Annotated in this window: 23 protein-coding genes; 12 read left to right on the top strand and 11 right to left on the bottom strand. The window is 44.0% G+C overall.

The genetic code is table 11. From position 1 onward, the window contains the following. Window positions 1-113 precede the first annotated feature (113 nt). Window positions 114-1,427 (top strand): nucleobase:cation symporter-2 family protein, encoded by a 1,314-nt coding sequence (locus tag KSX81_RS02510; RefSeq protein ID WP_004304803.1) that lies wholly within the window; start codon window positions 114-116, stop codon window positions 1,425-1,427. Between the two features lie 116 nt (window positions 1,428-1,543). Here the strand turns inward: KSX81_RS02510 and KSX81_RS02505 are convergent, their stop codons facing one another. The 4 genes from KSX81_RS02505 to KSX81_RS02490 all read right to left on the bottom strand — a co-directional run bounded on the left by KSX81_RS02505 (window position 1,544) and on the right by KSX81_RS02490 (window position 6,821). Further along, complete coding sequence (locus KSX81_RS02505) at window positions 1,544-3,679, bottom strand: KamA family radical SAM protein (RefSeq protein WP_004308282.1); 2,136 nt, start codon at window positions 3,677-3,679, stop codon at window positions 1,544-1,546. Window positions 3,680-4,007: 328 nt separating this feature from the next. Beyond that, on the bottom strand, window positions 4,008-4,640 hold the full coding sequence (locus KSX81_RS02500) for a hypothetical protein (RefSeq protein WP_004301962.1): 633 nt from the start codon (window positions 4,638-4,640) through the stop codon (window positions 4,008-4,010). Window positions 4,641-4,751: 111 nt separating this feature from the next. Beyond that, window positions 4,752-6,140, bottom strand: coding sequence for an alanine/glycine:cation symporter family protein (locus KSX81_RS02495; protein ID WP_004320678.1), 1,389 nt, complete (start codon window positions 6,138-6,140; stop codon window positions 4,752-4,754). Window positions 6,141-6,173: 33 nt separating this feature from the next. Next, window positions 6,174-6,821 (bottom strand): helix-turn-helix domain-containing protein, encoded by a 648-nt coding sequence (locus tag KSX81_RS02490; RefSeq protein ID WP_004304807.1) that lies wholly within the window; start codon window positions 6,819-6,821, stop codon window positions 6,174-6,176. Between the two features lie 147 nt (window positions 6,822-6,968). Between KSX81_RS02490 and KSX81_RS02485 the strand changes: the two genes are divergently transcribed. From KSX81_RS02485 to KSX81_RS02475, 3 genes are all read left to right on the top strand, one after another. Then, complete coding sequence (locus tag KSX81_RS02485) at window positions 6,969-7,145, top strand: histone H1 (RefSeq protein ID WP_004301965.1); 177 nt, start codon at window positions 6,969-6,971, stop codon at window positions 7,143-7,145. Between the two features lie 313 nt (window positions 7,146-7,458). After that, window positions 7,459-8,727, top strand: coding sequence for a putative DNA modification/repair radical SAM protein (locus KSX81_RS02480; protein ID WP_004304808.1), 1,269 nt, complete (start codon window positions 7,459-7,461; stop codon window positions 8,725-8,727). A gap of 129 nt (window positions 8,728-8,856) precedes the next feature. Beyond that, window positions 8,857-9,633: a TIGR03915 family putative DNA repair protein gene (locus tag KSX81_RS02475; protein ID WP_004301967.1), complete on the top strand. Its 777-nt coding sequence runs from the start codon at window positions 8,857-8,859 to the stop codon at window positions 9,631-9,633. 32 nt (window positions 9,634-9,665) lie between these two features. Here the strand turns inward: KSX81_RS02475 and KSX81_RS02470 are convergent, their stop codons facing one another. Further along, window positions 9,666-10,334, bottom strand: a complete 669-nt coding sequence (locus tag KSX81_RS02470) for an MgtC/SapB family protein (protein WP_004301968.1) — start codon at window positions 10,332-10,334, stop codon at window positions 9,666-9,668. Window positions 10,335-10,509: 175 nt separating this feature from the next. Between KSX81_RS02470 and KSX81_RS02465 the strand changes: the two genes are divergently transcribed. Further along, complete coding sequence (locus tag KSX81_RS02465) at window positions 10,510-10,878, top strand: DUF2809 domain-containing protein (protein ID WP_044917966.1); 369 nt, start codon at window positions 10,510-10,512, stop codon at window positions 10,876-10,878. Between the two features lie 5 nt (window positions 10,879-10,883). Here the strand turns inward: KSX81_RS02465 and KSX81_RS02460 are convergent, their stop codons facing one another. After that, the gene (locus tag KSX81_RS02460; protein ID WP_004301970.1) at window positions 10,884-11,753 is read right to left on the bottom strand and encodes an ion transporter; all 870 of its coding nucleotides are present in this window, start codon (window positions 11,751-11,753) and stop codon (window positions 10,884-10,886) included. 38 nt (window positions 11,754-11,791) lie between these two features. Next, window positions 11,792-12,772 carry a lytic transglycosylase domain-containing protein gene (locus KSX81_RS02455; RefSeq protein ID WP_004301971.1) on the bottom strand — a complete coding sequence of 327 codons (981 nt, stop codon included), beginning with the start codon at window positions 12,770-12,772 and terminating at the stop codon, window positions 11,792-11,794. A 131-nt stretch (window positions 12,773-12,903) separates the two neighbouring features. On the opposite strand from KSX81_RS02455, the gene KSX81_RS02450 reads away from it, so the two are divergent. The 4 genes from KSX81_RS02450 (at window position 12,904) to KSX81_RS02435 (ending at window position 15,145) form a co-directional block, all read left to right on the top strand. After that, the gene (locus KSX81_RS02450) at window positions 12,904-14,217 is read left to right on the top strand and encodes a TIGR01777 family oxidoreductase (RefSeq protein WP_004301972.1); all 1,314 of its coding nucleotides are present in this window, start codon (window positions 12,904-12,906) and stop codon (window positions 14,215-14,217) included. Between the two features lie 112 nt (window positions 14,218-14,329). After that, entirely contained in the window at window positions 14,330-14,596 is a 267-nt protein-coding gene (locus tag KSX81_RS02445; protein ID WP_004320676.1) for a GNAT family N-acetyltransferase, read from the top strand. A 76-nt stretch (window positions 14,597-14,672) separates the two neighbouring features. Continuing rightward, entirely contained in the window at window positions 14,673-14,873 is a 201-nt protein-coding gene (locus tag KSX81_RS02440; RefSeq protein ID WP_004304814.1) for a hypothetical protein, read from the top strand. Further along, entirely contained in the window at window positions 14,861-15,145 is a 285-nt protein-coding gene (locus KSX81_RS02435; protein ID WP_004301975.1) for a virulence protein, read from the top strand. Before KSX81_RS02440 ends, KSX81_RS02435 begins: the two co-directional genes overlap by 13 nt. 56 nt (window positions 15,146-15,201) lie before the next feature. On the opposite strand, the gene KSX81_RS02430 is transcribed toward KSX81_RS02435, so the two are convergent. The 3 genes from KSX81_RS02430 to KSX81_RS02420 all read right to left on the bottom strand — a co-directional run bounded on the left by KSX81_RS02430 (window position 15,202) and on the right by KSX81_RS02420 (window position 16,640). After that, entirely contained in the window at window positions 15,202-15,471 is a 270-nt protein-coding gene (locus KSX81_RS02430) for a zinc ribbon domain-containing protein (RefSeq protein ID WP_004320675.1), read from the bottom strand. A gap of 118 nt (window positions 15,472-15,589) precedes the next feature. Next, window positions 15,590-16,321, bottom strand: a complete 732-nt coding sequence (locus KSX81_RS02425) for an SDR family NAD(P)-dependent oxidoreductase (RefSeq protein WP_004308271.1) — start codon at window positions 16,319-16,321, stop codon at window positions 15,590-15,592. A gap of 19 nt (window positions 16,322-16,340) precedes the next feature. Further along, complete coding sequence (locus KSX81_RS02420) at window positions 16,341-16,640, bottom strand: nitrous oxide-stimulated promoter family protein (RefSeq protein WP_004304816.1); 300 nt, start codon at window positions 16,638-16,640, stop codon at window positions 16,341-16,343. A 250-nt stretch (window positions 16,641-16,890) separates the two neighbouring features. Here KSX81_RS02420 and KSX81_RS02415 point away from each other — a divergent pair, with 250 nt between their 5' ends. The 3 genes from KSX81_RS02415 to KSX81_RS02405 all read left to right on the top strand — a co-directional run bounded on the left by KSX81_RS02415 (window position 16,891) and on the right by KSX81_RS02405 (window position 20,178). Further along, complete coding sequence (locus KSX81_RS02415) at window positions 16,891-18,396, top strand: TrkH family potassium uptake protein (protein ID WP_004301980.1); 1,506 nt, start codon at window positions 16,891-16,893, stop codon at window positions 18,394-18,396. Window positions 18,397-18,474: 78 nt separating this feature from the next. After that, window positions 18,475-18,681 carry a hypothetical protein gene (locus tag KSX81_RS02410; RefSeq protein WP_007750505.1) on the top strand — a complete coding sequence of 69 codons (207 nt, stop codon included), beginning with the start codon at window positions 18,475-18,477 and terminating at the stop codon, window positions 18,679-18,681. Window positions 18,682-18,804: 123 nt separating this feature from the next. Further along, window positions 18,805-20,178, top strand: coding sequence for an MATE family efflux transporter (locus tag KSX81_RS02405; protein WP_004304817.1), 1,374 nt, complete (start codon window positions 18,805-18,807; stop codon window positions 20,176-20,178). A gap of 96 nt (window positions 20,179-20,274) precedes the next feature. On the opposite strand, the gene KSX81_RS02400 is transcribed toward KSX81_RS02405, so the two are convergent. Next, window positions 20,275-21,258, bottom strand: coding sequence for a fimbrillin family protein (locus KSX81_RS02400; protein WP_004308267.1), 984 nt, complete (start codon window positions 21,256-21,258; stop codon window positions 20,275-20,277). Between the last annotated feature and the right edge of the window lie 31 nt (window positions 21,259-21,289).

Here is a 21,289-nt window from a genome sequence, read left to right as displayed (position 1 = left end):
ACGGATTATAAGAAATAGAATTAAAAAAAGTCGGACTAAAAGAAGCCGGACTTCAGAATAATCTCTGTTTATCCCTCTGCGGAACTTAAAAAAATATATAGAAACCCTGTTAAATGAAAACTGATTTAATCTACGGCGTAGAAGACCGTCCCCCTTTTAAAGACGCCTTGTTTGCGGCTTTACAACATCTTTTGGCTATTTTCGTAGCGATCATTACACCTCCGCTTATCATCGCAAGTGCCTTGAAACTTGATGTAGAAAAGACAAGCTTTCTGGTTTCCATGTCTCTTTTTGCTTCGGGAGTATCTACCTTTATACAATGCCGCCGCTTTGGTGTGATAGGAGCAAGACTGCTCTGCATCCAGGGAACCAGTTTTTCTTTTATCGGCCCTATCATTGCCACAGGGATGGTAGGCGGATTACCGTTAATTTTCGGTTCCTGTATGGCTGCTGCGCCTATCGAAATGATTGTCAGCCGCACATTCAAATATCTGCGTAATATTATCACTCCGCTGGTTTCCGGTATTGTCGTGCTGCTTATCGGATTGAGTCTGATAAAGGTAGGTATCGTATCTTGCGGAGGCGGATATGCAGCTATGGATAATGGTACGTTTGCTACGTGGGAAAACCTGTCTATTGCAGCACTGGTACTTCTTAGCGTCTTGTTTTTCAACCGTTGCGGGAACAAATACCTGCGTATGAGTTCCATTGTACTCGGACTTTGCCTTGGCTATGGTTTGGCATTTGCTCTGGGAAAAGTGGATATGAGTGCGTTGAATGTGGAAATGCTGATGAGTTTTAATATTCCCCAGCCTTTTAAATATGGTGTTGATTTCAATGTGTCTTCTTTTATAGCCATTGGTCTGGTTTACTTGATAACTGCCATTGAAGCAACAGGTGATGTAACTGCCAACTCTATGATTTCCGGACTTCCCATTGAAGGAGATTCCTATTTGAAACGGGTTTCCGGTGGAGTAATGGCAGATGGATTCAACTCCTTTCTCGCCGGTGTATTCAACTCTTTTCCAAACTCCATCTTTGCACAAAACAACGGTATTATCCAACTGACCGGAGTAGCCAGCCGTTATGTTGGTTATTATATCGCAGCAATGCTCGTCCTTTTGGGTTTATTTCCCATCGTAGGTGCCGTATTTTCCTTAATGCCCGATCCTGTACTGGGCGGTGCAACCTTACTAATGTTCGGCACAGTAGCAGCGGCGGGAATCCGTATTGTCTCCTCACAAGAAATAGGCCGTAAAGAAACTTTGGTATTAGCAGTCAGCCTCTCCTTAGGCTTAGGGGTAGAACTAATGCCGGACGTATTACAACAAGCTCCGGAAGCAATTCGAAGTATCTTCTCTTCAGGGATTACCACCGGAGGCCTAACTGCAATTATTGCAAATATAGTAATACGGGTAAAAGAGTAGGAAACAAGTAGTAGAAACAAGTATTAAGTAATAAGTATTACCGAAGCCGCTGGTTTATACTTGATAGGCGTTGATTAATACTTGTTAGTTGATGCTTGTCGATTAATACTTAATACCTAATTCTTAATACTTAAATTACTCATTTTATCTGTTGTGCGGAAGGGGAAATCAGGATACTCGTAAAGACTGAAACGAGGTTCGGTTTCTCCTTTCGTATAATTCCATATAGAAGCATAGTCTTCCGGATCTTCTCCCATCTTGGCTAACTGGCGCAGGTAAGCAGCTAGCGATTTATTCTCTACAATATAAATCTGCCCCATCTGATCGATAATCGGGCTATGATGACGAGTACCGTCATGTTCGAAGCGTAGAATTCGTTTTCCTTCTTCAGTTAGTCCCACCAACTGGAAAGTCATGCTTTTACCGATAGCCGGTAAATTCAATACGCTGCGATCAGTGGCAAGGAAAGGTAAATGATGCTTTCTCATGAAGCGTCTTAATTGCTTGGCAACATCCTCTTTAGGCTCCTCTTCTGTTCCTACTTTCGTCTCTAATATCTTATATAACTCCTCCGCCTGTTCCGGTGTCATACGGCCATAAATCTTTTCCTCCTGTTGCTCCTGCATTGAACGACTGTTGGGTGCAAATACTGCATAATTCTCATTGAATCCCTTTACCGAGAAAGTGTAATAACATACCACCCCCAACGAATTGAGCACCTGACGAAGCCGGGTCGTATGCCCTCTACGTGAAGCAGCCACCGTATATACCAACTGATTCGTAATAATCCATCCCGCAGAAAGAATCTTCCGGATCGCTTCTTTAGCTTCAGGAGTAACCTCCAGCGGTGTCTGGAAATGAGTCTGTATAATAAACTGTTTCACACCGATAGCCGATGCTTTCTCCTTGAATTCCCGCAGAACATCAACCAGCCCGTCGTTGATACGCATCGGCAAATAAGCCAACAGACGTGACCCCAACCGTACCCGTTGCAATTCCGCATATTTCTCTCCATCCTTGCGTTCAAGATTCGCCCTTTGTTTGCGTGCCGCCATCCGATACACCGCATCCAGAATATTCTGAAGCGTTTTATTTTGACTCATCAGCGCATCGCCTCCTGTAATAAGAATATCCCGCAATTGCGTATCCTCTTCAAAATAAGCCATTAACCGACGCAACTTACGATCCCATGATTCCTTCGGGCGTAAAGACTCAAATTCGAAATTCAACCGCTCGCTCTGAAAATCATACATACGCTGACAGGAAGCACAAAGTCCTCCGCAAGCCCGTCCCATAGTGTCAGGAATGAGAATAGCCACCTCCGGATACCGCCGATGAATGTTATGCCCGTCCGGCAAAAGCCATCCCGCAGCATTAGGCTTCCCGGCTTCTACAATATCCTCTTTCTCCCACGCGCGAATATTTCCATACGTCTCCACCAAACGTGGAGAATACAGAATATAACTCCGAATAGCCTCGTCATTATACCCATATCCCGTTACATTAAGCAACGATAAATAATAAGGAGTTGCAAAGAACGGCATACCCTTCTTCCGGGCACGATAAAGCAAATACATAGTCTCTGACGAAAGTGAATTTCCCAGGAATCGATTCAACTCGCCCGGACTTTTCACAGCCATTGCCAAATGAAAGCGGAAATCGTTCCACCACTCATTGACCAACCTGTATTTTTCTTCATAACTCATTCCCTCCTCAAAGTGAAAACGCACCGAAGGCTTCGACTTCCTGTTTTCAATCTTCTGAATCAACAAGTGCAACATCCGCTCCTTATTCTCATCCCGCACTTCACGTACCTCTTCATCCAATCCCGTTTCCCACCGGTCATTCCTACTTTTGATACGCTGTGGCGATGGTAAAGGCACAACCTCTCCCTTCAACCGTTTAAACATCTGGAAAATTTCAATAAACAAATCCGTCGGTATCTCCATATTTTCCAACGTTCCCGTCAGAAACTCATAAAGCAACCGAATCGTCTGTACTGACATATCCTGTCCAGTAGACAGTTCATGGACATTCTGTCCATCATAATCGAGTAAGAGTCGAATTTGCTCCCTCGCCTCCTCCGCAGCCTCATTTTCTATCCTGCAAATTTCCAAAAAACGCAGCATCCCAGCCTTGAACTCTTCCACAGAAGAGCTCTTATCAGCTATCTCCACCACTTCCGGAATTTCTTGATTATAGATTTGTTTCAACTGTGAAAAAGTAAGCGCAAGCATTTTCTTTTGTTTCATAAGCAATCTCTCTATTTTTTAATTATTATAATATACTACCATACCGCATGGTCCTCCTCCGGCCTCGTCTGCACGGCGTCAAGCGAAGGTTTTATTACCGGCGTTAAGAAGGGCAGACTGTTTGAGCGAAGCGAGTTTCTACCCTTTAGACGGGAATGAAACCGGAGTAGCCGGGCAGGCGCAGCCTTGATTTTTTCTTTTGGGTACTTTTTCTTTTGTATCAAGACAAAAGAAAAAAGTACATAAAGATAACAAAAAAAGCGGAGGTACAAAACCCCCGCTTTTTCTATCCTATTAATCTTTACGATTTTCTAACATTTAAAGCGACTTATTTTTTCGTTTCCGTGTCGTCGTTCTTCCGTTTCGGCTCCTTCTTGGCAAGAAGAACAATATTATACACATAATCCGTCATCCACTGTTCAGAGTATCCCAAACGCTCTTTGTACTGGCGAACAGTCGCAGCCGTTTTATGCACATCATCAGCCTTCCACACTGTCTTGGTACAAACATCGTGTACCGTTTTCTGTGTCATACCATACAAAGCCTTCTTAAAGATCGACGGCATACGAAACTTCCACTGCATCAGATTTCCCATCAACATCATCAGATCATTGGAAAATCCCTGATACATGAACAAATAAGATTGAATATCATTTTGAGTGCGGCAGTTACGTTTCACGGAAGAGTCGATTTCCTTAAAGAAGTTCTCGTTCAACCCATAATCCTGCATCAGCATTTTGCGCGCAGCAGATTTTTCGGCCAATCCCAGTTTACCGTTTTGAGTAGGAACTTTAAACAAACGTTTGAAGTTAGCTACGTCCGGCAAGAAGCGGATATTAGTGATACCGAGGTTTGTGGCGATAACTGACTGGAAATACACCCGTGTCAGTGATATGAAATCTTCTACATTGCCGACTTTCGTTTCATCGGATTTTTTCTTGAATAAACCAAATAAGCCCATTGTTATCTCTACAATTTTATTATTTACAATTTACTATTTGAGCGTGTGGAAGGTATATAAAATAACTACCATCTGTCAATTTGCGTGCAAAGGTACAAAAACAGTTGGTTTTCACCAACATTCCAAGTCCTTTTCGATGTCCGGCATTGTCTCTTTCTTAAAAACAGGGCTTTGGATGCCAGCTTTCTTTTGCGCCCGGTAATCATTTAGCAGACGGATAGCATATTTTCCGAGGAAAAGGATAGCAATCAGATTACAGATAGCCATTAACGCCATCGTGACATCTGCCAGGCTCCATACCATATCCAATGTGGCAAGTGAACCGAAGAGCACCATACCACCCACCAATATCCTGTAACCATGAAGTACCCATTTCCGGTGAGTGATAAAACGGATATTAGCCTCACCATAATAATAATTCCCCAGAATACTGCTGAAAGCAAAAAAGAAAAGAGCTACGGCAACGAAGATACTGCCCGAAGAACCTATTTCGTTTGTCAACGCCTGTTGAGTCAGCTGCACTCCATTAGCCGAACCATCCAGAGGAGCCCCACTAAAGAGGATGATAAAAGCCGTACAGGTACATATCAATAATGTATCTGTAAATACCGCCAAAGTCTGTATCAACCCTTGTTTTACGGGATGGCTGACATGAGCCGTGGCAGCCGCATTCGGGGCCGAACCCATACCGGCCTCATTGCTGAAAAGTCCTCTCTTGATGCCCTGCATTAATGCCATACCAACTCCTCCTGCCAATGCCTGCTCCCAACCGAAAGCATGGCTGACAATCAGTGCGATAACACCCGGTAAATGAATGATATTGAGTGCAACAATAACCAGTGCCAGCCCTACATATCCCAAAGCCATAACAGGCACGATAATACTACTGACGCGGGCAATGCGTTGAATACCTCCAAAGATGATAAGCAATGTCAGCAAAGTCAGCACACCTCCCAATATAATATGATTGAACCCAAAAGCATGCTCTGCCGCAGCACAGATCGTATTACTCTGTACAGAATTGAAAGCAAACCCGAAAGTAATGCTTATTAATACGGCAAAAAGCATTCCCATCCACGGTTGTTTCAACCCTTTCTTCATATAATAAGCAGGTCCTCCGATGAACGAATCCTTTCCGCGTATTTTGTATAATTGTCCCAAAGTAGACTCTATGAAAGCACTCGAAGCCCCTAACAGTGCGATGACCCACATCCAGAAAATAGCCCCGGGACCTCCGATGGCAATGGCAGTAGCCACTCCCGCAAGATTCCCCGTACCCACACGGCTGGCGATAGAAATAGCGAATGCCTGAAAAGAAGATACATGTTTCTCTCCTTGTTTTCCTTTGCCGGCGGATTCGCTTAACAGCACGATCATTTCCCGGATCATGCGAAATTGTACAAAGCGTGTCCGTATGCTGAACCAGACAGCACATCCTAATAACATAATAATTAGAATATACGTCCAAAGTATGTCATTAATCTCGTTGATAAAAGTCATAGTTAAGTATTAAGTATAAAGCATTGTTTGTGGTTATTCGTCTTTTATTCGGAAGTAAAATTTATGATTTTCGAATACAGGTTCCACAATATCATAACGAACAAATTTGGCGAGCAGATGTTCAGCGGCACGTCGTGAAAGTCCGGTTTGTCGACAGTAACGGTTGAGTGAGAGTAAAGTTCCGTGCTCCAGTTGATCGAGCAGGAGCTGTTCACGTTCGGTGTAGCGGATGAGTTCTCCACGGGGGCTATCGCTCTGTTGCCATACACGGAGATGTATGGGAGTTGCCAGAATATTTTCGTCCTTGATGCGGAGATAGGCTAGGGGCTTTCCGGTTTCGTCCTTGGCGTAAACCGGTTTATGTGGAGTTTCTTCGATGGTTGCCACTAACACTTGTCGTCCTTCCACTATGTATGTTTGCAGAGAATATTCCACTTCCGGCACGCAATAAAGTTGTGCGGCGGCTTCAATCATATATTTTTCTTCTTCGGAGCGTACTCCTGCGATTTTACCATTGTCTTTAACGCCAATAAGTAATCGTCCTCCGTTCGTGTTGGCAAAAGCCGAAAGTGTTTTGGCTATTTTGCGTGCGTCGGAAATTTCGAATTTAAAGTCCTGTTGCTGGTGCTCTCCTTCAGCAATCAGTGCATGTATATAATCGGTATCTGTAAGCAGTTTCATGGCTACAAAGGTAGGTAAAAAAGGTAAAAAGCCCCTTTTTTAGATATTTTTCGAAGATTATTTCAAAAAAAATATTGATTTTATGCTTTTATTTCGGGAAACAGTGTATTTTTGCGGCACATTATTAACGAAAAAAATAAAAGGATTATGAAAGAATTGGTAGAAAAGGTAGCAGCTCTTTATGCTGACTTCTCAAAAGATGCTAACGCACAGATCGAAAACGGTAACAAAGCAGCAGGAACTCGCGCTCGTAAAGCTTCTTTGGAAATCGAAAAAGCAATGAAAGAATTCCGTAAAGCATCTTTGGAAGCTTCTAAAAAATAATTTAGAAGACTACTAGGATATTGAAAAAGAGGGCATATCGTGAAGCGATATGCCCTCTTTTTGTTTTAATGCGGAATGACTTTTTATTGTTTTAGTACGGATAGTGGCAATTATTTATAGCATAAAAAGCGGTTCGTTTGGGTGAATCGCTTTTTTAGAAAAGAGATGTCTCCCAAGATGTAAGTCCGGGCTTTTTATATTTTTGTGGTTCTTTTAAATGATTTATTTGCAATTTGTAGGGGGCAAACTTTTTTCTTCTATACGCATCTCAAATTAAATCGTATATTTGCGAAAAGAATCAAGATCGGGAATGATGAACGAAAACGTCTTAGCTAAACTGAAGATACTTGCAGAATCTGCCAAGTACGATGTTTCCTGTTCTTCCAGTGGTACGGTGCGTTCCAATAAGCCGGGAACGCTGGGAAACACTGTGGGAGGATGGGGGATATGCCACAGTTTTGCCGAGGACGGTCGATGTATCTCGCTATTGAAAATCATGCTTACCAATTATTGCATTTACGATTGTGCCTATTGCGTCAACCGTCGTAGCAACGATCTTCCCCGCGCTACCTTTTCCGTTTCGGAATTGGTGGAGCTGACGATGGAATTCTACCGTCGTAACTATATCGAAGGGCTGTTTCTTAGCTCTGGAGTGGTCCGTAATCCGGACTATACAATGGAGAGACTTGTGCGTGTAGCCAAAGATTTGCGGCAAGTGTACCGTTTTAACGGTTATATCCATCTCAAGAGTATTCCCGGAGCCAGTCGCGAATTAGTGAATGAAGCCGGATTGTATGCCGATCGTCTTAGCGTCAACGTCGAAATTCCCAAAGAAGAAAATTTGAAACTGCTTGCACCGGAAAAAGACCATAAAAGCGTATTTGCTCCGATGAAATACATTCAACAAGGCGTGTTGGAGAGTAAAGAAGAACGGCAGAAGTTTCGCCACGCACCGCGTTTCGCACCTGCGGGACAAAGTACCCAGGTGATTGTGGGAGCTACCTCCGAATCGGATAAAGATATTCTTTTTCTTTCGTCGGCACTTTATGGGCGCCCCACCATGAAACGTGTCTATTACTCGGGCTACGTTTCCGTGAATACGTATGATAAGCGCCTTCCGGCATTGAAACAGCCGCCTCTGGTACGTGAAAACCGGCTCTATCAGGCTGACTGGTTATTGCGTTTTTATCAATTCAAGGTAGATGAAATTGTGGATGATTCCTATCCGGATCTCGATCTCGAAATAGACCCGAAACTTTCGTGGGCTTTGCGCCATCCCGAACAGTTTCCTGTCGACATCAATAAGGCAGACTACGAAATGTTGCTCCGTGTGCCGGGAGTAGGGGTGAAGTCGGCGAAACTGATTGTTGCTTCCCGTCGTTTTTCGCGGCTGGGATTTTACGAACTGAAGAAGATAGGAGTGGTGATGAAGAAAGCGCAATATTTCATCACTTGCAAAGAACTGCCTCTCCAGATGCAGACAGTGAACGAACTTTCTCCGCAACGGGTGCGCAGCTTATTGTTGCCGAAACCGAAAAAGAAAGTGGATGAACGCCAGTTGTTGCTTGATTTTGGCGAATAAGAATAATTTACGATTAGACAATTTACTATTCAAAAGTGATACCAAGCGTAAATCGTCTAATAGTAAATTCAATTGTAAATTGTCTAATAGTAACTTAAATAGTAAATCGTAAATTGTCTAATAGTAAATATGTTTAGTGTTTATATTTACGATAAAACCTTTGATGGTCTGCTGACGGCTGTGTTCGACGCCTATTTCCGCAAGACTTTCCCCGATGCCTTGCTGTCGGAAGGAGATGCTTTGCCTTTATTTTGTGATGAGCTGCATACGGTAGTGACCGATGAAGAAAAGGCCGGGCGTGTGTGGCGGGGATTACAGAAGAAAGTTTCCTCTTCCGCTTTGGGTTGCCTCACACAAAGTTGGCTGTCGGAGCTTCCGGAAGTAGGGATGCTTATTTTTCGTTATATCCGTAAAGCGATCGACGCGCCCCGGTCCATTGAAACCAATTTTGGTGATCCGGATGTTTTGCAATTGGCGCAAATATGGAAGAAGGTGGATGGCGAACGTGTACACCTGATGCAGTTTGTCCGTTTCCAGAAAGCTGCCGACGGTACATTCTTTGCCGCTTTCGAACCGCAGTATAATGCGCTCCCGTTGACGGTTCACCATTTCAAAGACCGTTTTGCCGATCAGAAGTGGATTATTTACGACATGAAACGCCGTTACGGATTTTATTATGACTTGCAGGAGGTGACGACTATCTCGTTTGATGATGACAGTCGTGAATCCCATTTGATTACGGGGATGCTGGACGAAAGTCTGATGGACAAGGATGAGAAGCTTTTCCAACAACTTTGGAAGACATATTTCAAGGCCATTTGTATCAAAGAACGCATGAATCCGAGGAAGCACAGGCAGGATATGCCTGTACGTTATTGGAAGTATCTGACGGAAAAGCAAAAGTAGATTTCCATTTTGGGAGAGGAGCGAAAGTCTGACTATTCAATTCGCTGCACCGTTACATCCGGAAATTCCTGTATCAGCGAAAGCAGATGCCCTTCATCATTATTCCGTTTCGACTTGATAACCATCGTAACCTGATAATATTCTGCTTCACCCGTGTGTTGCGTTTCCATCTCGTAAGAGACTATCAGGTAGTCTTTAGAGTTGAATCTGTCCGCTATCTGTTTCAGTATGTCTTTGTTGGGAGTTGAGAAAGAAACCATCGAGCTTTTCATTCCGATGCTTTTAAATAGATAGCTAAGTAGTTCCAGTCCGACGAGGGTCAACACCGTGGCGGCAATACCGATGGTGTACATTCCTGCACCTACCGCCAGACCGATACCTGCTGTTGCCCAGATTCCTGCGGCGGTAGTCAGTCCGCGTACAATCTGTTTTTGAAAGATGATGGTTCCTGCACCGATAAATCCGATACCGCTGACAACCTGTGCCGCCACCCGACTGGGATCGAGTGTGACACTACTTTCTTTTATAATTTCCTGAAATCCGTATTGGGAAACAATCATAATCAAAGCACTACCTAGCGACACGAGAAAATGAGTGCGGTATCCGGCTTCTTTGGCACGGTATTCACGATCCAGTCCGATGATGGTTCCCAATATTCCGGCGACCAATAAACGGATTACAAAATCCATATTCAACATCATGTGTTCAATCTCCTTTCTATTTTTTTATTGTTTGTGGAAAAATGCTTAGGACTATAAATATACAATTATTTCCCCTTTTTGTATCAATCATTTAGTAATATTTGAACGTATCCAATTCATTTTATCGTATATTCGCAGATTCAAATAAATGTTTAATCCCGCGACCGAGCAAATAATGAAGAAAAGAATTTTTTATATAATCAGCTTTCTGGTGATCTTCTGTATTGAGGTGTTGATAGCTTTGTATGTGCGCGACCGTTTCATACGTCCCTATGTCGGAGATATGCTGGTTGTAGTGCTGGTATATAGCTTTGTACGTATCTTTCTACCGACGGGGATTCCGCGGATGCCGTTTTATGTCTTTCTTTTTGCCTGTTTTGTAGAAGTCTTGCAATACTTCCAGCTGGTGGAAACATTGGGTGTCACGAACCGCGTAGCCCGAATTGTGCTGGGTTCTACGTTCGATTGGGGAGATATTGCCTGCTATGCTGTGGGATGCGTTTTCATTGTCTTATTCGAGCATTTCGTCCGGCGTAGATCGTAGAGGATTTATTTCTCTTCCGCTTTGGTTTCGGATGGGTCCAGGCTGTGGCCGCAATATTTGCAAAACTCTGCATTATCTTCGTGTCCGGAGCGATGGCAGTTGGGACATTCTTTGTCTCTCCTGCGTTTATACTCTTTCATCATGGAGGCAGATACGATACCTGTGGGTACGGCAATAATCGTGTAACCGATCAGCATGACACAGGCGGAAAGGAATTTTCCGAGGCCGGTGGCGGGAGTAATATCTCCATAACCTACGGTAGTCATGGTGACGATAGCCCAATAGATGCTGTTCGGGATATTGTTGAACTGGGAGTTGGGTTGCGTTCCTTCAATCATATACATTAGCGTTCCGATGGAAGTCACCAGAATGACGACAAACAAGAAGAACACTGCAATCTTCTTACTACTTTCACGCAAGGCAGTGAGCAGCCGTTCCCCCTCATTCAGAAAGTTGAAAAGCTTGAAGACGCGGAACACACGTATCAGGCGGAAGGCACGAATGATGAGTAGATAGCGGGCGCCCGGGAAGAGCAGACCGATGTAAAGAGGCAACGTGGCCAGTAAGTCTACGATACCGAAAAAGCTGAATATGTATTTCCGGGGACGGGGTGAACAGTAGATCCTCGTCAGGTATTCGAAAGTAAAGAAGCCGGTGAAAAGGAATTCCATAATGACGAACGGAGTCGTCAGATAGGTGGGAAGTCCTTTCAGGCTTTCGATGATGACGAGCAATACGCTGACCAGAATACAGGCGATAAGAATTACGTCGAACAATTTCCCGGCAGGGGTGTCCGATTCGAAGATGATGACGTATAACTTTCGTTTCAGTTTCTCGTCATGCAAAAAACGATGGATTCTTTCTTTCAGTTTCATATCAATAGTGTTTGGTCGGAATTAAAGAAAAAGCCTTTTTAGTCGATGACCCACTGTTTATTGTAGGCAACGGTCTTTTGCGGGGTGTAATACATTCCCTCTTGTGTAGGAATATAGAGAATGTATGTCTTTCCGGTCTTGTTCTTCAATGAAGTGTCGCGCAGCCAGGGGTTGGCATCACGAAGTTGGGCATAGGTGATTCCCTGTGATTTTGCGTACTCGTTCAGATCGTCGATAGAAGTGTTGACGGTTACCTCTTTATAAGGAATAGGCGGATACAGATGTTCCCGTTTCAAGAGAAATCCGTAACGTTGCGGGTTGTTGAATATCTCTTTGGCTGCCAGCAGACGGAACATGTAGCGGGAAGTTTCCTCTACCAGCCATAAGTCCATGGCATGACTTGCCAACTGCTTTTCAAGTTGGGAGGAGATGCGTCCCTGTCCGGCGTTATAGGCGGCGGAGACAGCCATCCAGTCGCCATATTTGGCATACGCCTGTTTGAAGTATTTGCAGGCGGCAACGGTTGCTTTTTCAATATGATAGCGTTCGTCTACGTTATCGTTCACTTCCAGCCCGAATTCGCGTCCGGTGGCAGGCATAAATTGCCACAGGCCCGCTGCTCCTGCCGGAGAACGTGCGATGTTATTCAGATTGCTCTCGATGACCATCAGGTATTTGAAGTCATCAGGAATACCGTTTGCTTTCAGTATCGGTTCGATGATGGGGAAGTAACGGTTGGCACGCTTGATTAATAACATGGTGGTGGAGTGCATATAGGTGAAGGCCATCATCTCGCGGTCCATCCGTTCGCGGCGGTCATAGCGCCGGAGGTCGATCGTTTCCCCGTCGAAGGTGACCTGTGCGGGAACAGTAGGCGGAGTGACACAATAAGGCACTTCCGATTTGGCGGAATGTTGTTCGTTCACTTGGCTGCTGCCTGTCAATATTGGGATGGAAGCACCGATACAAAATACTAATATAAGTGTAAGAATATAGTTGATTTTCATTTGTCTTTTCATTTTATAACCTTTTTGGATGCTTCAATGTTTACGTCTATCTTGCAAAGATAACCTCATTTTGCTTTTTTCAAAGAACTTTTCTTGCATTTTATACGTTTTTCTAATAGAGTTAAAATAAACAACGAATCAAGATGAATATAGCAATGACCGGAGCTACCGGATATATAGGTAAACATCTTTCTAATTATCTTACAGAAAAGGGCGGACATCGGATCATTCCTCTAGGAAGGTCGATGTTTCGCGAAGGTATGTCCGGTTATTTGATTCAGACACTGACCCATTGTGATGTTGTCATCAATCTGGCAGGTGCACCTATCAATAAACGTTGGACACCGGAATATAAACAGGAGCTTTTCAACAGTCGTATTGTTGTAACCAATCGTATTATCCGCGCTTTGAACGCAGTCAAAACGAAACCGAAACTGATGATTTCGGCTTCTGCTGTAGGTTATTATCCTTCGGAAGCGGAGGTGGACGAATATACCCGTACCCGTGGAGAAGGTTTTCTGTCCGATCTTTGCTATGCGTGGGAAAAGGAAGCGAAACACTGTCCCGAACCTACAAGGCTCGTTATTACACGCTTCGGCGTAGTGCTTTCTCCGGACGGGGGAGCGATGCAGCAGATGCTTCGCCCTTTGCAAGCCACCAAGATAGCCACCGCCATCGGTCCCGGTACACAGGTTTTTCCGTGGATATCGATACGGGATCTTTGCCGTGCAATGGAGTTCTTTATCACTCACGAAGAGACACATGGGGTATATAACCTGGTTGCTCCGCAGCAGATCTCGCAATATGCTTTCACCCGTGCGATGGGAAAGGCTTATCGGGCATGGACAACGATGGTAGCTCCGCAACGAATTTTCCGTATCTTATATGGTGAAGCGGCATCTTTCCTGACTGCTGGCCAGAGAGTTCGCTCAACGCGTCTGACGGAGGCGGGATTTCATTTCTCCATTCCCAATGTCGGACGTCTTTTCAGAGGTACGGACCATAGTACGGTTACCTCTCTCGATTTGCACCGGTATATGGGACTTTGGTATGAAATAGCCCGCTACGAGAATCGTTTTGAATACGGACTTGTAGACGTCACGGCTACTTACACGCTCCGTCCCGACGGCATGATTCGTGTGGAGAACCGGGGATGCAAACGTAATTCTCCTTACGACATCTGCAAGACTGCCAACGGACACGCCAAAATACCCGATCCCACACAGCCGGGCAAACTGAAAGTGTCTTTCTTCCTTAGTTTCTATTCTGATTATTATGTCTTGGAACTGGATGAAGAGAATTATAATTATGCCCTGGTAGGCAGCAGTACTGATAAATATCTCTGGATACTAAGCCGTACACCCCAACTGCCGGAAGAAATCAAGAAGAAACTCGTCACCGCTGCCGAGCGTCGTGGATACGATACGAGCCAGTTGAAGTGGATCGAGCAACTCTGATCGCAGGCATATACATATATCAGTTTATGCAATCCGCACCTAATAAATAATATAAGATTGTTTAGCGAAAGTATTTAACGGACGATAAACCAACTTTAAAACAACAGCAATTATGAATTACGAAATTATTCATCAGCCCGAACAAAAATTGTTCAAGACAGAAGTAGACGGTCGCACCGCCTTTGTACAATATCGCCTAATAGGTGATTCTCTTGATATTATCCACACAATTGTGCCACAACCCATTGAAGGGCGGGGGATTGCCGCTGCTTTGGTAAAAGCTGCTTACGCCTATGCATTAGCTAACGGGATGAAGCCGAAAGCAACGTGCTCTTATGCAGTGAAGTGGTTGGAAAGACACCCGGAAATAAATGGTTAAATACTCGCTTTTGATTCGTCGGAAAAGGAAATAATATTATCTTTGTAATTGGAAATCAATGAAGAAAAATAGTGTTATGATAAAAGAAGGTGAAAAGGTAAAAGTGGATCCTAGATTAACGGGACTCGATGAATGGATAGAGGGTACAGTAATTGATATTGAACATAATCCGTTCAAAGGCTTAGTTATAGCGATTCGTGATAAATTTAACCGTATTTTCTTTGGTGAGCAGAAATATTTTATTCCTGTAAATGAGGATAATGTATGTATGCAATAGCCTTTGATATGGTCATTACAGACCTACGTGCCAATTATGGAGAGCCTTATAACAATGCCTATTTTGAAATAAATAAAGTGTTGCGTCAGTATGAGTTTTATAATACGCAGGGTAGTGTATATCTAACAGAGAAAACTGATATGGCAAATCTTTTTCGTGCAATTGACGCATTGAAACGTATTCCTTGGTTTCAGGCGTCAGTTCGTGATCTTCGTGCGTTTCGTGTAGAAGACTGGTCGAACTTTACGGATTTTATAAAAGAAAATAAGTAGATAAGCTTTCAGGTCTGAATATGTATTCATGCCTGAAAGCTCCTTTTATTTCTCAATTACTGTTTCCACCTCTTCAACTGTGGAAAGTACTCCTTCATCGTTTTCCGTGCTTCCTCCACTGTGTATTTCACTTCCGAGTCTTTATTGAACTCATCCAGATAATTCAGATTAAGCTCGATCATCTCGTCCATGGTACACTCTTTCGTGAAATGTCCGTCCGCATAGCAATAGTGGCAATAATCTTCGTTCTTGCTACCGTCCGTTTCTTTTCCAAAAGTTGAGTCGTCTATCGGCATACCGCAACTTTGACAAAATTTTTGTTCCATCTTTTTTTGTTAGATTATAAGTTTATGTTACAAGACAAATGTAAGTAGAAATATTGGAAAAGAAGTAATCCGGTCTTGCTATTTATTCATTTATTTCTTTCCTGGTTTGCTTTTGGTGTTAATTGGTTTTCACGGGCAGCCGTTTCCACATCCAACGGGGAATCATTTTCCAGAAAAAGACTAGTATCCGGTAGCGCCAGTCGATCACTACTATCCGTTGTTTCCGCTCCAGTGACCAGGCGATGTGACGTCCCACTTTCGCTGCATCCATTAATAGCGGATAATGTTTCCCGTCGTTGAGCAAGTCGGTGGCAACAAATCCGGGACGGATATCAGTAAAACGGATATTCAGTTTTTGTAAATATGAAAGTTGTTCGAGAGCATCTATGTAAGTGTTCTGGAAGCGTTTGGTGGCAGAGTAGGCAGGAGCCACTCCAAGTCCTTTCGTTCCCGCGATGGAACTGATGACTGCCAGGTGGCCGCCTCCGCTTTTCCTGAAATAGATGAAAGCGGTATCCACCATGCGGATAAATCCCTCTACATTCGTGTATGCTGTGTTCAGCTCCACCTCCATGTTCAGATTCGTATTCTGGAAACCGATGCCCGAGCTAAGAAGAAACAAATCCATGCCGCCCACCTTGTCGATGAGCATATTCAATTTCTCGCCTGCATCTTCCTGGGTTACGTCCAACGTTTGAATTTGAATCTGATCCGGTGCTGCCCGTTGCAGGTTTTCGAGAGCAGATTGCCGTCTGCCGGCTACTCCGATTTGCCATCCATCCAGTAACAGACATTTTGCAACTTCTTGTCCGATGCCGGAGGTAGCGCCAATGATAATGGCTTTTTTCATTACTGATTTTTTTAGTAAGTTATAGGTTCAATAAATGTCGTATGGCCTGCCAGGGTGCATAAAGCAACATCCTCGGTCCGGAGAAACGCATCACCTGTCGCATTCGTTCGCGCATGACGGGTTTGTAACAATGTACGGTGCATTCCTTGCATGCACTCTTCTTCTCTCCAAACGGACAATGGTCGAGACGTGCGTGGGCATAGCGGAGCAACTCTTCACAGTCGGCACAAAGAATTGTATTTTTTTCTTTTTTCCGGCAATAGAGGCGGATCATCAACTCTACCGTTTTCTTTTCGTGCGCAATGCGTGATGCTTTCATCTTTTTCTTTTTTACACTTTGGAATGACAAAGATAGCGAAGATTATGCAGAAATGCAGGCGTATTCTGTTAAAATACACCTTCTTCTTTTTTCTATTTTGAAAAGCACCCTTTCATTTTGGTAGGGTATTTAGAGATTACTTTTTCAAAATGAAAAAAATATAGCATTGATTACAAGCTAATTATCAGAATCCTTTTCATTTTGGCATACTCTTGGCTATGAGGGGAACATACAAAATGATTCATGAGTTATGGAAGAGTACATTTCAGATAACAGTCTGTATATTCGGAGTAAGAATAATAGCATGATTAACCGGAAGATGATAGGGCGCGTGTTGGGTATGTTGCTATTTATCGAATTGGGGATGTTCTTACTTTGTGCCGGAGTGTCGGCTGGTTACGGGGAAAGTGATTATAAATACTTTCTTTACACCTGTATCATCAATGCTGTGGTAGGCGGATTGTTACTGCTCTACGGACGGGGAGCGGAGAATAAGATGAGCCGGAGAGACGGATATTGTGTGGTCACTCTTTCATGGGTGTTTTTTACCTTTTTCGGCATGCTTCCTTTTTATTTTAGCGGAAGCATTGATACGATAACCAATGCCTTTTTCGAAACCATGTCCGGGTTTACCACTACAGGAGCTACTATTCTCGATGATATTGAATCCCTTTCCCACGGTATGCTTTTCTGGCGAAGCCTGACGCAGTGGATCGGTGGTTTGGGGATTGTGTTTTTCACGATTGCCATTCTTCCTATCTTTACCACGGGAGGAGTGCAACTCTTCTCTGCTGAATCTACGGGAGTGACGCACGACCGTACCCATCCGAAAATCAATGTCATGGCCAAGTGGTTGTGGACAATTTATCTGGTATTGACAGTTTCAGAAACTGTCTTATTGATGTTTGGGGGTATGAGCTTGTTTGATGCCATTTGCCAGTCGTTTGCCACTACTGCTACGGGCGGATATTCTACCAAGCAGAACAGTATATCTTACTGGAATTCTCCGTATATAGAATATGTGGTGGCTATCTTTATGATTGTTTCCAGTATCAACTTCTCTTTGTTTCTGATGTGTTTGAAAGGAAAAGTCGGTCGTTTATTCAAAGATGAAGAGTTACACTGGTTTCTGGCGTCAGTGGGTATCTTGACTTTTCTTATCACGTTGGCGCTCGTCTTTCAAAATCATTATGACTGGGAACTGGCTTTCCGGAAAGCATTGTTCCAGGTGTCTACGGTGCATACTTCCTGCGGTTTTGCTACGGATGATTATAATATGTGGCCTCCTTTCACGTGGTTACTGTTGTTCATTGCGATGCTTTCGGGAGGGTGTACGGGTTCTACCAGTGGAGGTATCAAGAATATGCGGTTGCTGATTGTGGCGCGTGCCATCCGGAATGAGTTCAAACATCTGCTCCACCCGAATGCCGTGCTTCCCGTACGTATCAATAAGCAGACGGTGTCTTCTTCTATCGTAACTACCGTATTGATTTTCTTTGCTTTTTATCTGGTTCTGATCCTGATTGGGTGGACGGCTCTTTTGTTTTTGGGAGTTGGCTTTTCCGAGTCCGTCAGTACGGTTATTTCGAGTATAGGCAATGTCGGTCCGGGATTGGGAACTTGCGGGCCTGCATATTCGTGGAATTCTTTACCTGATCTGGCAAAGTGGATACTTTCTTTTCTGATGCTGGTGGGACGTCTGGAATTGTTTAGTGTACTCCTGTTGTTTTATCCGGGATTCTGGAAGAATAGATAAACTGTAAATCATGAACGGGCTTCTGAAACATCGTTGGAAGAGTTTGTGGTTGACGGAAACAATCTGTATCTTTGCAGCATGAAAAAGTTATTGTGTCCGCAATGCAAGATTGCAGCTATGTATGTGAAGAATGAACAGGGTGACAGGCTGCTGGTTTATGTGCTCGAAGATGGTGAAGTCGTTCCCAAATATCCGGAAGATTCGATGGAGGGGTTCGATTTGACAGAAGTCTTCTGCCTGGGATGCTCGTGGCATGGTTCACCTAAACGGTTGGTGAAACGATAGACCGGGAGACTCATGCTCTCATACTGATTTTTTTGATTTATGTCAACTAAAAGAGGAACGCAAATCAAGAACTAATTCATTGAATTTTCCGTATCTTTGCATCCGATTTTAGAACATAGACGTATGGCAACTTCTAAAGAAATGACGGCAGGGCCGGCATTACCTCTCATTTTAAAGTTTACGCTGCCGCTTTTACTCGGCAATCTGTTGCAACAAACGTATTCGCTTGTTGATGCTGCAATTGTAGGAAAGTTTTTAGGAATTAACGCGTTAGCTTCTGTTGGAGCTAGCACATCGGTGGTGTTTCTTATTCTCGGGTTCTGCAATGGATGTTGCGGAGGTTTCGGAATACCCGTTGCGCAGAAGTTTGGGGCGCGGGATTACAGTACGATGCGCAGTTATGTGGCCGTCAGTCTGAAACTGGCTGCGGGAATGTCTGTGGTGATTGCTCTTCTCACCTGTATTTTATGTGAGGATATTCTTCGGATCATGCGTACGCCGGAGAATATTTTCGAAGGGGCGTATGCTTATTTGCTTGTCACGTTTATTGGTGTGCCGTGTACTTTCTTCTATAATCTTCTTTCGAGCATTATCCGTGCGTTGGGAGACAGTAAGACGCCTTTTTGGTTTCTGCTGTTTGCGGCTGTTCTGAATATCATTCTTGATTTGTTCTGTATTTTGGTACTTGGCTGGGGAGTGGCGGGAGCTGCTATTGCTACTGTCTTTTCGCAAGGATTGTCGGCTGTTCTTTGCTACATTTATATGTACCGGAAGTTTGAAATATTGCAAGGTACTCCGAAAGAACGCCGGTTCCAGTCGAAACTGGCTAAGACACTGCTTTACATTGGTGTGCCTATGGGATTGCAGTTTTCTATCACGGCTATCGGCAGCATCATGCTTCAGAGTGCGAATAATGCATTGGGAACAGCGTGTGTGGCAGCTTTTACGTCTGCTATGCGCATCAAGATGTTCTTTATCTGCACGTTCGAGAGTCTGGGAATTGCAATGGCTACGTATAGCGGACAGAATTATGGGGCAGGAAAACCGGAGCGTGTCTGGTTGGGAATTAAGGCGAGTGCTTTGATGATGATCGTTTATGCGGCATTTACATTCGTTCTTCTGATGGTGGGAGCCAAATATTTTGCATTGATCTTTGTAGATCCGTCGGAAACGGAAATACTGTTGGATACCGAGTTGTTCCTGCATGTCTCCTGTATGTTCTTCCCGATGCTTGGTTTGTTGTGCATCTTGCGTTATACCATTCAGGGAGTAGGATATACCAATCTTGCCATGTTCTCCGGAGTGGCGGAGATGATTGCTCGTATTCTTGTCAGTCTCTATGCCGTACCGGTATTCGGTTTTATTGCTGTCTGTTACGGTGATCCGATGGCTTGGATAGCGGCAGACTTATTCCTCGTGCCGGCCTTTATCTATGTTTATCGCAGGTTGAAGAAGCAGGTGTTTACAAATAGCCAAGTTACGCAAACGGTGGCATGATTGCCGGTTGGTGGCTTGCGTAACCCGACTTGCAGTTTGCATAACCCAGTTTGTGGCTTGCGTAATCTGGTTTGCTTTGATTTTATTTCGGATATTTTAATCTTGTACAGGGTATAGCGGGTTTCCGCTTTCGTCTACCTCTGTCCATTCTTTCACACTGACATTGGCGAATGAGATGGAGTTTTCATTGATAACTGCCCGGAAAAGGTATGAATTTCCGGCTGACAGGAGGTTGTTGGGTGGAGTGAGCGGAGTGGTGTAGGTACGTGAAAAGCTTTCTCCGTTTACCATCAGCTCCAGTGTCAAAGTCATGGGAGAGGAGCTCTTTACGGGTAACATGATATATTGTACGGTGAAGTCGTTGATTCCCATATCGGCTGCTTTGTCATAGCTGACTTCCGAAGTGATGATACCTGTTGACAAATCCATGATTGCGCCCGGTTTCGGTGGGGTGATGGTAGCGGAAAGTATCTTGTTTAAAGTGATATTTTCTCCTCCGGCGATCGCTACAACTACTTGCGTGGCTGCGTGTTGGTAGGTTATGGGGATATTTATCTGTGAACTGGCGATGTCCTGATGAACTGCGTGCCACCAAAGATAATCTACTCCGTTGGATAAAGGTTCGGATAGTCCGTTGGTGAAAGTAGGCGCCGGGCTGGTGGAATTGCATGATACGGCATAAAAGCTATAGATAGCATTGCTCAAATACATTTTATATCCTAGATTTCCTGTCAGTACACCGGGGGAGGAGGTGACATAGTTGCCTTGAGCAACGGGAGCGCCTGTGATATTGTTCGATGTGTTGGCTGTATAGGCACACAACCAGCTTTGAAGTCCTTTTCCCATGGGGGACATGGCTCGTGTGATGTTTCGTCCTTCTACGGAAGCACTGAAAGTAATCAGCGCATTCTCTTTGGTCGGATTACCGTTGTTGTCATCATTGCCGGAGCCGGATGAGCCTCCGTTGTTTTCTTCGTCAGGATAGTTGATGTAGATATTGTTTTTGGAGCAGGCTCCCAGTAGCAGCATTGCTAAAGCAGATACGGCTAAATACTTTGTAATGCGGAATTTGATGTCCATAGTCAGGTTCTTTTTGAAAATTAGTAATTAC

Source organism: Bacteroides sp. MSK.18.37, assembly GCF_019129155.2.
Taxonomy (GTDB): Bacteria; Bacteroidota; Bacteroidia; order Bacteroidales; family Bacteroidaceae; genus Bacteroides; species Bacteroides ovatus.
Note: the sequence above shows the minus strand (reverse complement) of the source record. Positions and strands in the feature narration are given on the sequence as shown.

Excerpts from the sequence above, each read along its gene's own strand:
- KSX81_RS02455 (WP_004301971.1), bottom strand. The coding sequence starts at position 12,772 with ATGAAAAGACAAATGAAAATCAACTATATTCTTACACTTATATTAGTA.
- KSX81_RS02425 (WP_004308271.1), bottom strand. The coding sequence starts at position 16,321 with ATGAAAAAAGCCATTATCATTGGCGCTACCTCCGGCATCGGACAAGAA.
- KSX81_RS02460 (WP_004301970.1), bottom strand. The coding sequence starts at position 11,753 with ATGAAACTGAAAGAAAGAATCCATCGTTTTTTGCATGACGAGAAACTG.
- KSX81_RS02490 (WP_004304807.1), bottom strand. The coding sequence starts at position 6,821 with ATGAAACTGCTTACAGATACCGATTATATACATGCACTGATTGCTGAA.
- KSX81_RS02495 (WP_004320678.1), bottom strand. The coding sequence starts at position 6,140 with ATGACTTTTATCAACGAGATTAATGACATACTTTGGACGTATATTCTA.
- KSX81_RS02420 (WP_004304816.1), bottom strand. The coding sequence starts at position 16,640 with ATGAAAGCATCACGCATTGCGCACGAAAAGAAAACGGTAGAGTTGATG.
- KSX81_RS02415 (WP_004301980.1), top strand. The coding sequence starts at position 16,891 with ATGGAAGAGTACATTTCAGATAACAGTCTGTATATTCGGAGTAAGAAT.
- KSX81_RS02430 (WP_004320675.1), bottom strand. The coding sequence starts at position 15,471 with ATGGAACAAAAATTTTGTCAAAGTTGCGGTATGCCGATAGACGACTCA.
- KSX81_RS02465 (WP_044917966.1), top strand. The coding sequence starts at position 10,510 with ATGAAGAAAAGAATTTTTTATATAATCAGCTTTCTGGTGATCTTCTGT.
- KSX81_RS02445 (WP_004320676.1), top strand. The coding sequence starts at position 14,330 with ATGAATTACGAAATTATTCATCAGCCCGAACAAAAATTGTTCAAGACA.
- KSX81_RS02480 (WP_004304808.1), top strand. The coding sequence starts at position 7,459 with ATGAACGAAAACGTCTTAGCTAAACTGAAGATACTTGCAGAATCTGCC.
- KSX81_RS02435 (WP_004301975.1), top strand. The coding sequence starts at position 14,861 with ATGTATGCAATAGCCTTTGATATGGTCATTACAGACCTACGTGCCAAT.
- KSX81_RS02475 (WP_004301967.1), top strand. The coding sequence starts at position 8,857 with ATGTTTAGTGTTTATATTTACGATAAAACCTTTGATGGTCTGCTGACG.
- KSX81_RS02400 (WP_004308267.1), bottom strand. The coding sequence starts at position 21,258 with ATGGACATCAAATTCCGCATTACAAAGTATTTAGCCGTATCTGCTTTA.
- KSX81_RS02410 (WP_007750505.1), top strand. The coding sequence starts at position 18,475 with ATGAAAAAGTTATTGTGTCCGCAATGCAAGATTGCAGCTATGTATGTG.
- KSX81_RS02405 (WP_004304817.1), top strand. The coding sequence starts at position 18,805 with ATGGCAACTTCTAAAGAAATGACGGCAGGGCCGGCATTACCTCTCATT.
- KSX81_RS02510 (WP_004304803.1), top strand. The coding sequence starts at position 114 with ATGAAAACTGATTTAATCTACGGCGTAGAAGACCGTCCCCCTTTTAAA.
- KSX81_RS02505 (WP_004308282.1), bottom strand. The coding sequence starts at position 3,679 with ATGAAACAAAAGAAAATGCTTGCGCTTACTTTTTCACAGTTGAAACAA.
- KSX81_RS02485 (WP_004301965.1), top strand. The coding sequence starts at position 6,969 with ATGAAAGAATTGGTAGAAAAGGTAGCAGCTCTTTATGCTGACTTCTCA.
- KSX81_RS02440 (WP_004304814.1), top strand. The coding sequence starts at position 14,673 with ATGATAAAAGAAGGTGAAAAGGTAAAAGTGGATCCTAGATTAACGGGA.
- KSX81_RS02500 (WP_004301962.1), bottom strand. The coding sequence starts at position 4,640 with ATGGGCTTATTTGGTTTATTCAAGAAAAAATCCGATGAAACGAAAGTC.
- KSX81_RS02470 (WP_004301968.1), bottom strand. The coding sequence starts at position 10,334 with ATGATGTTGAATATGGATTTTGTAATCCGTTTATTGGTCGCCGGAATA.
- KSX81_RS02450 (WP_004301972.1), top strand. The coding sequence starts at position 12,904 with ATGAATATAGCAATGACCGGAGCTACCGGATATATAGGTAAACATCTT.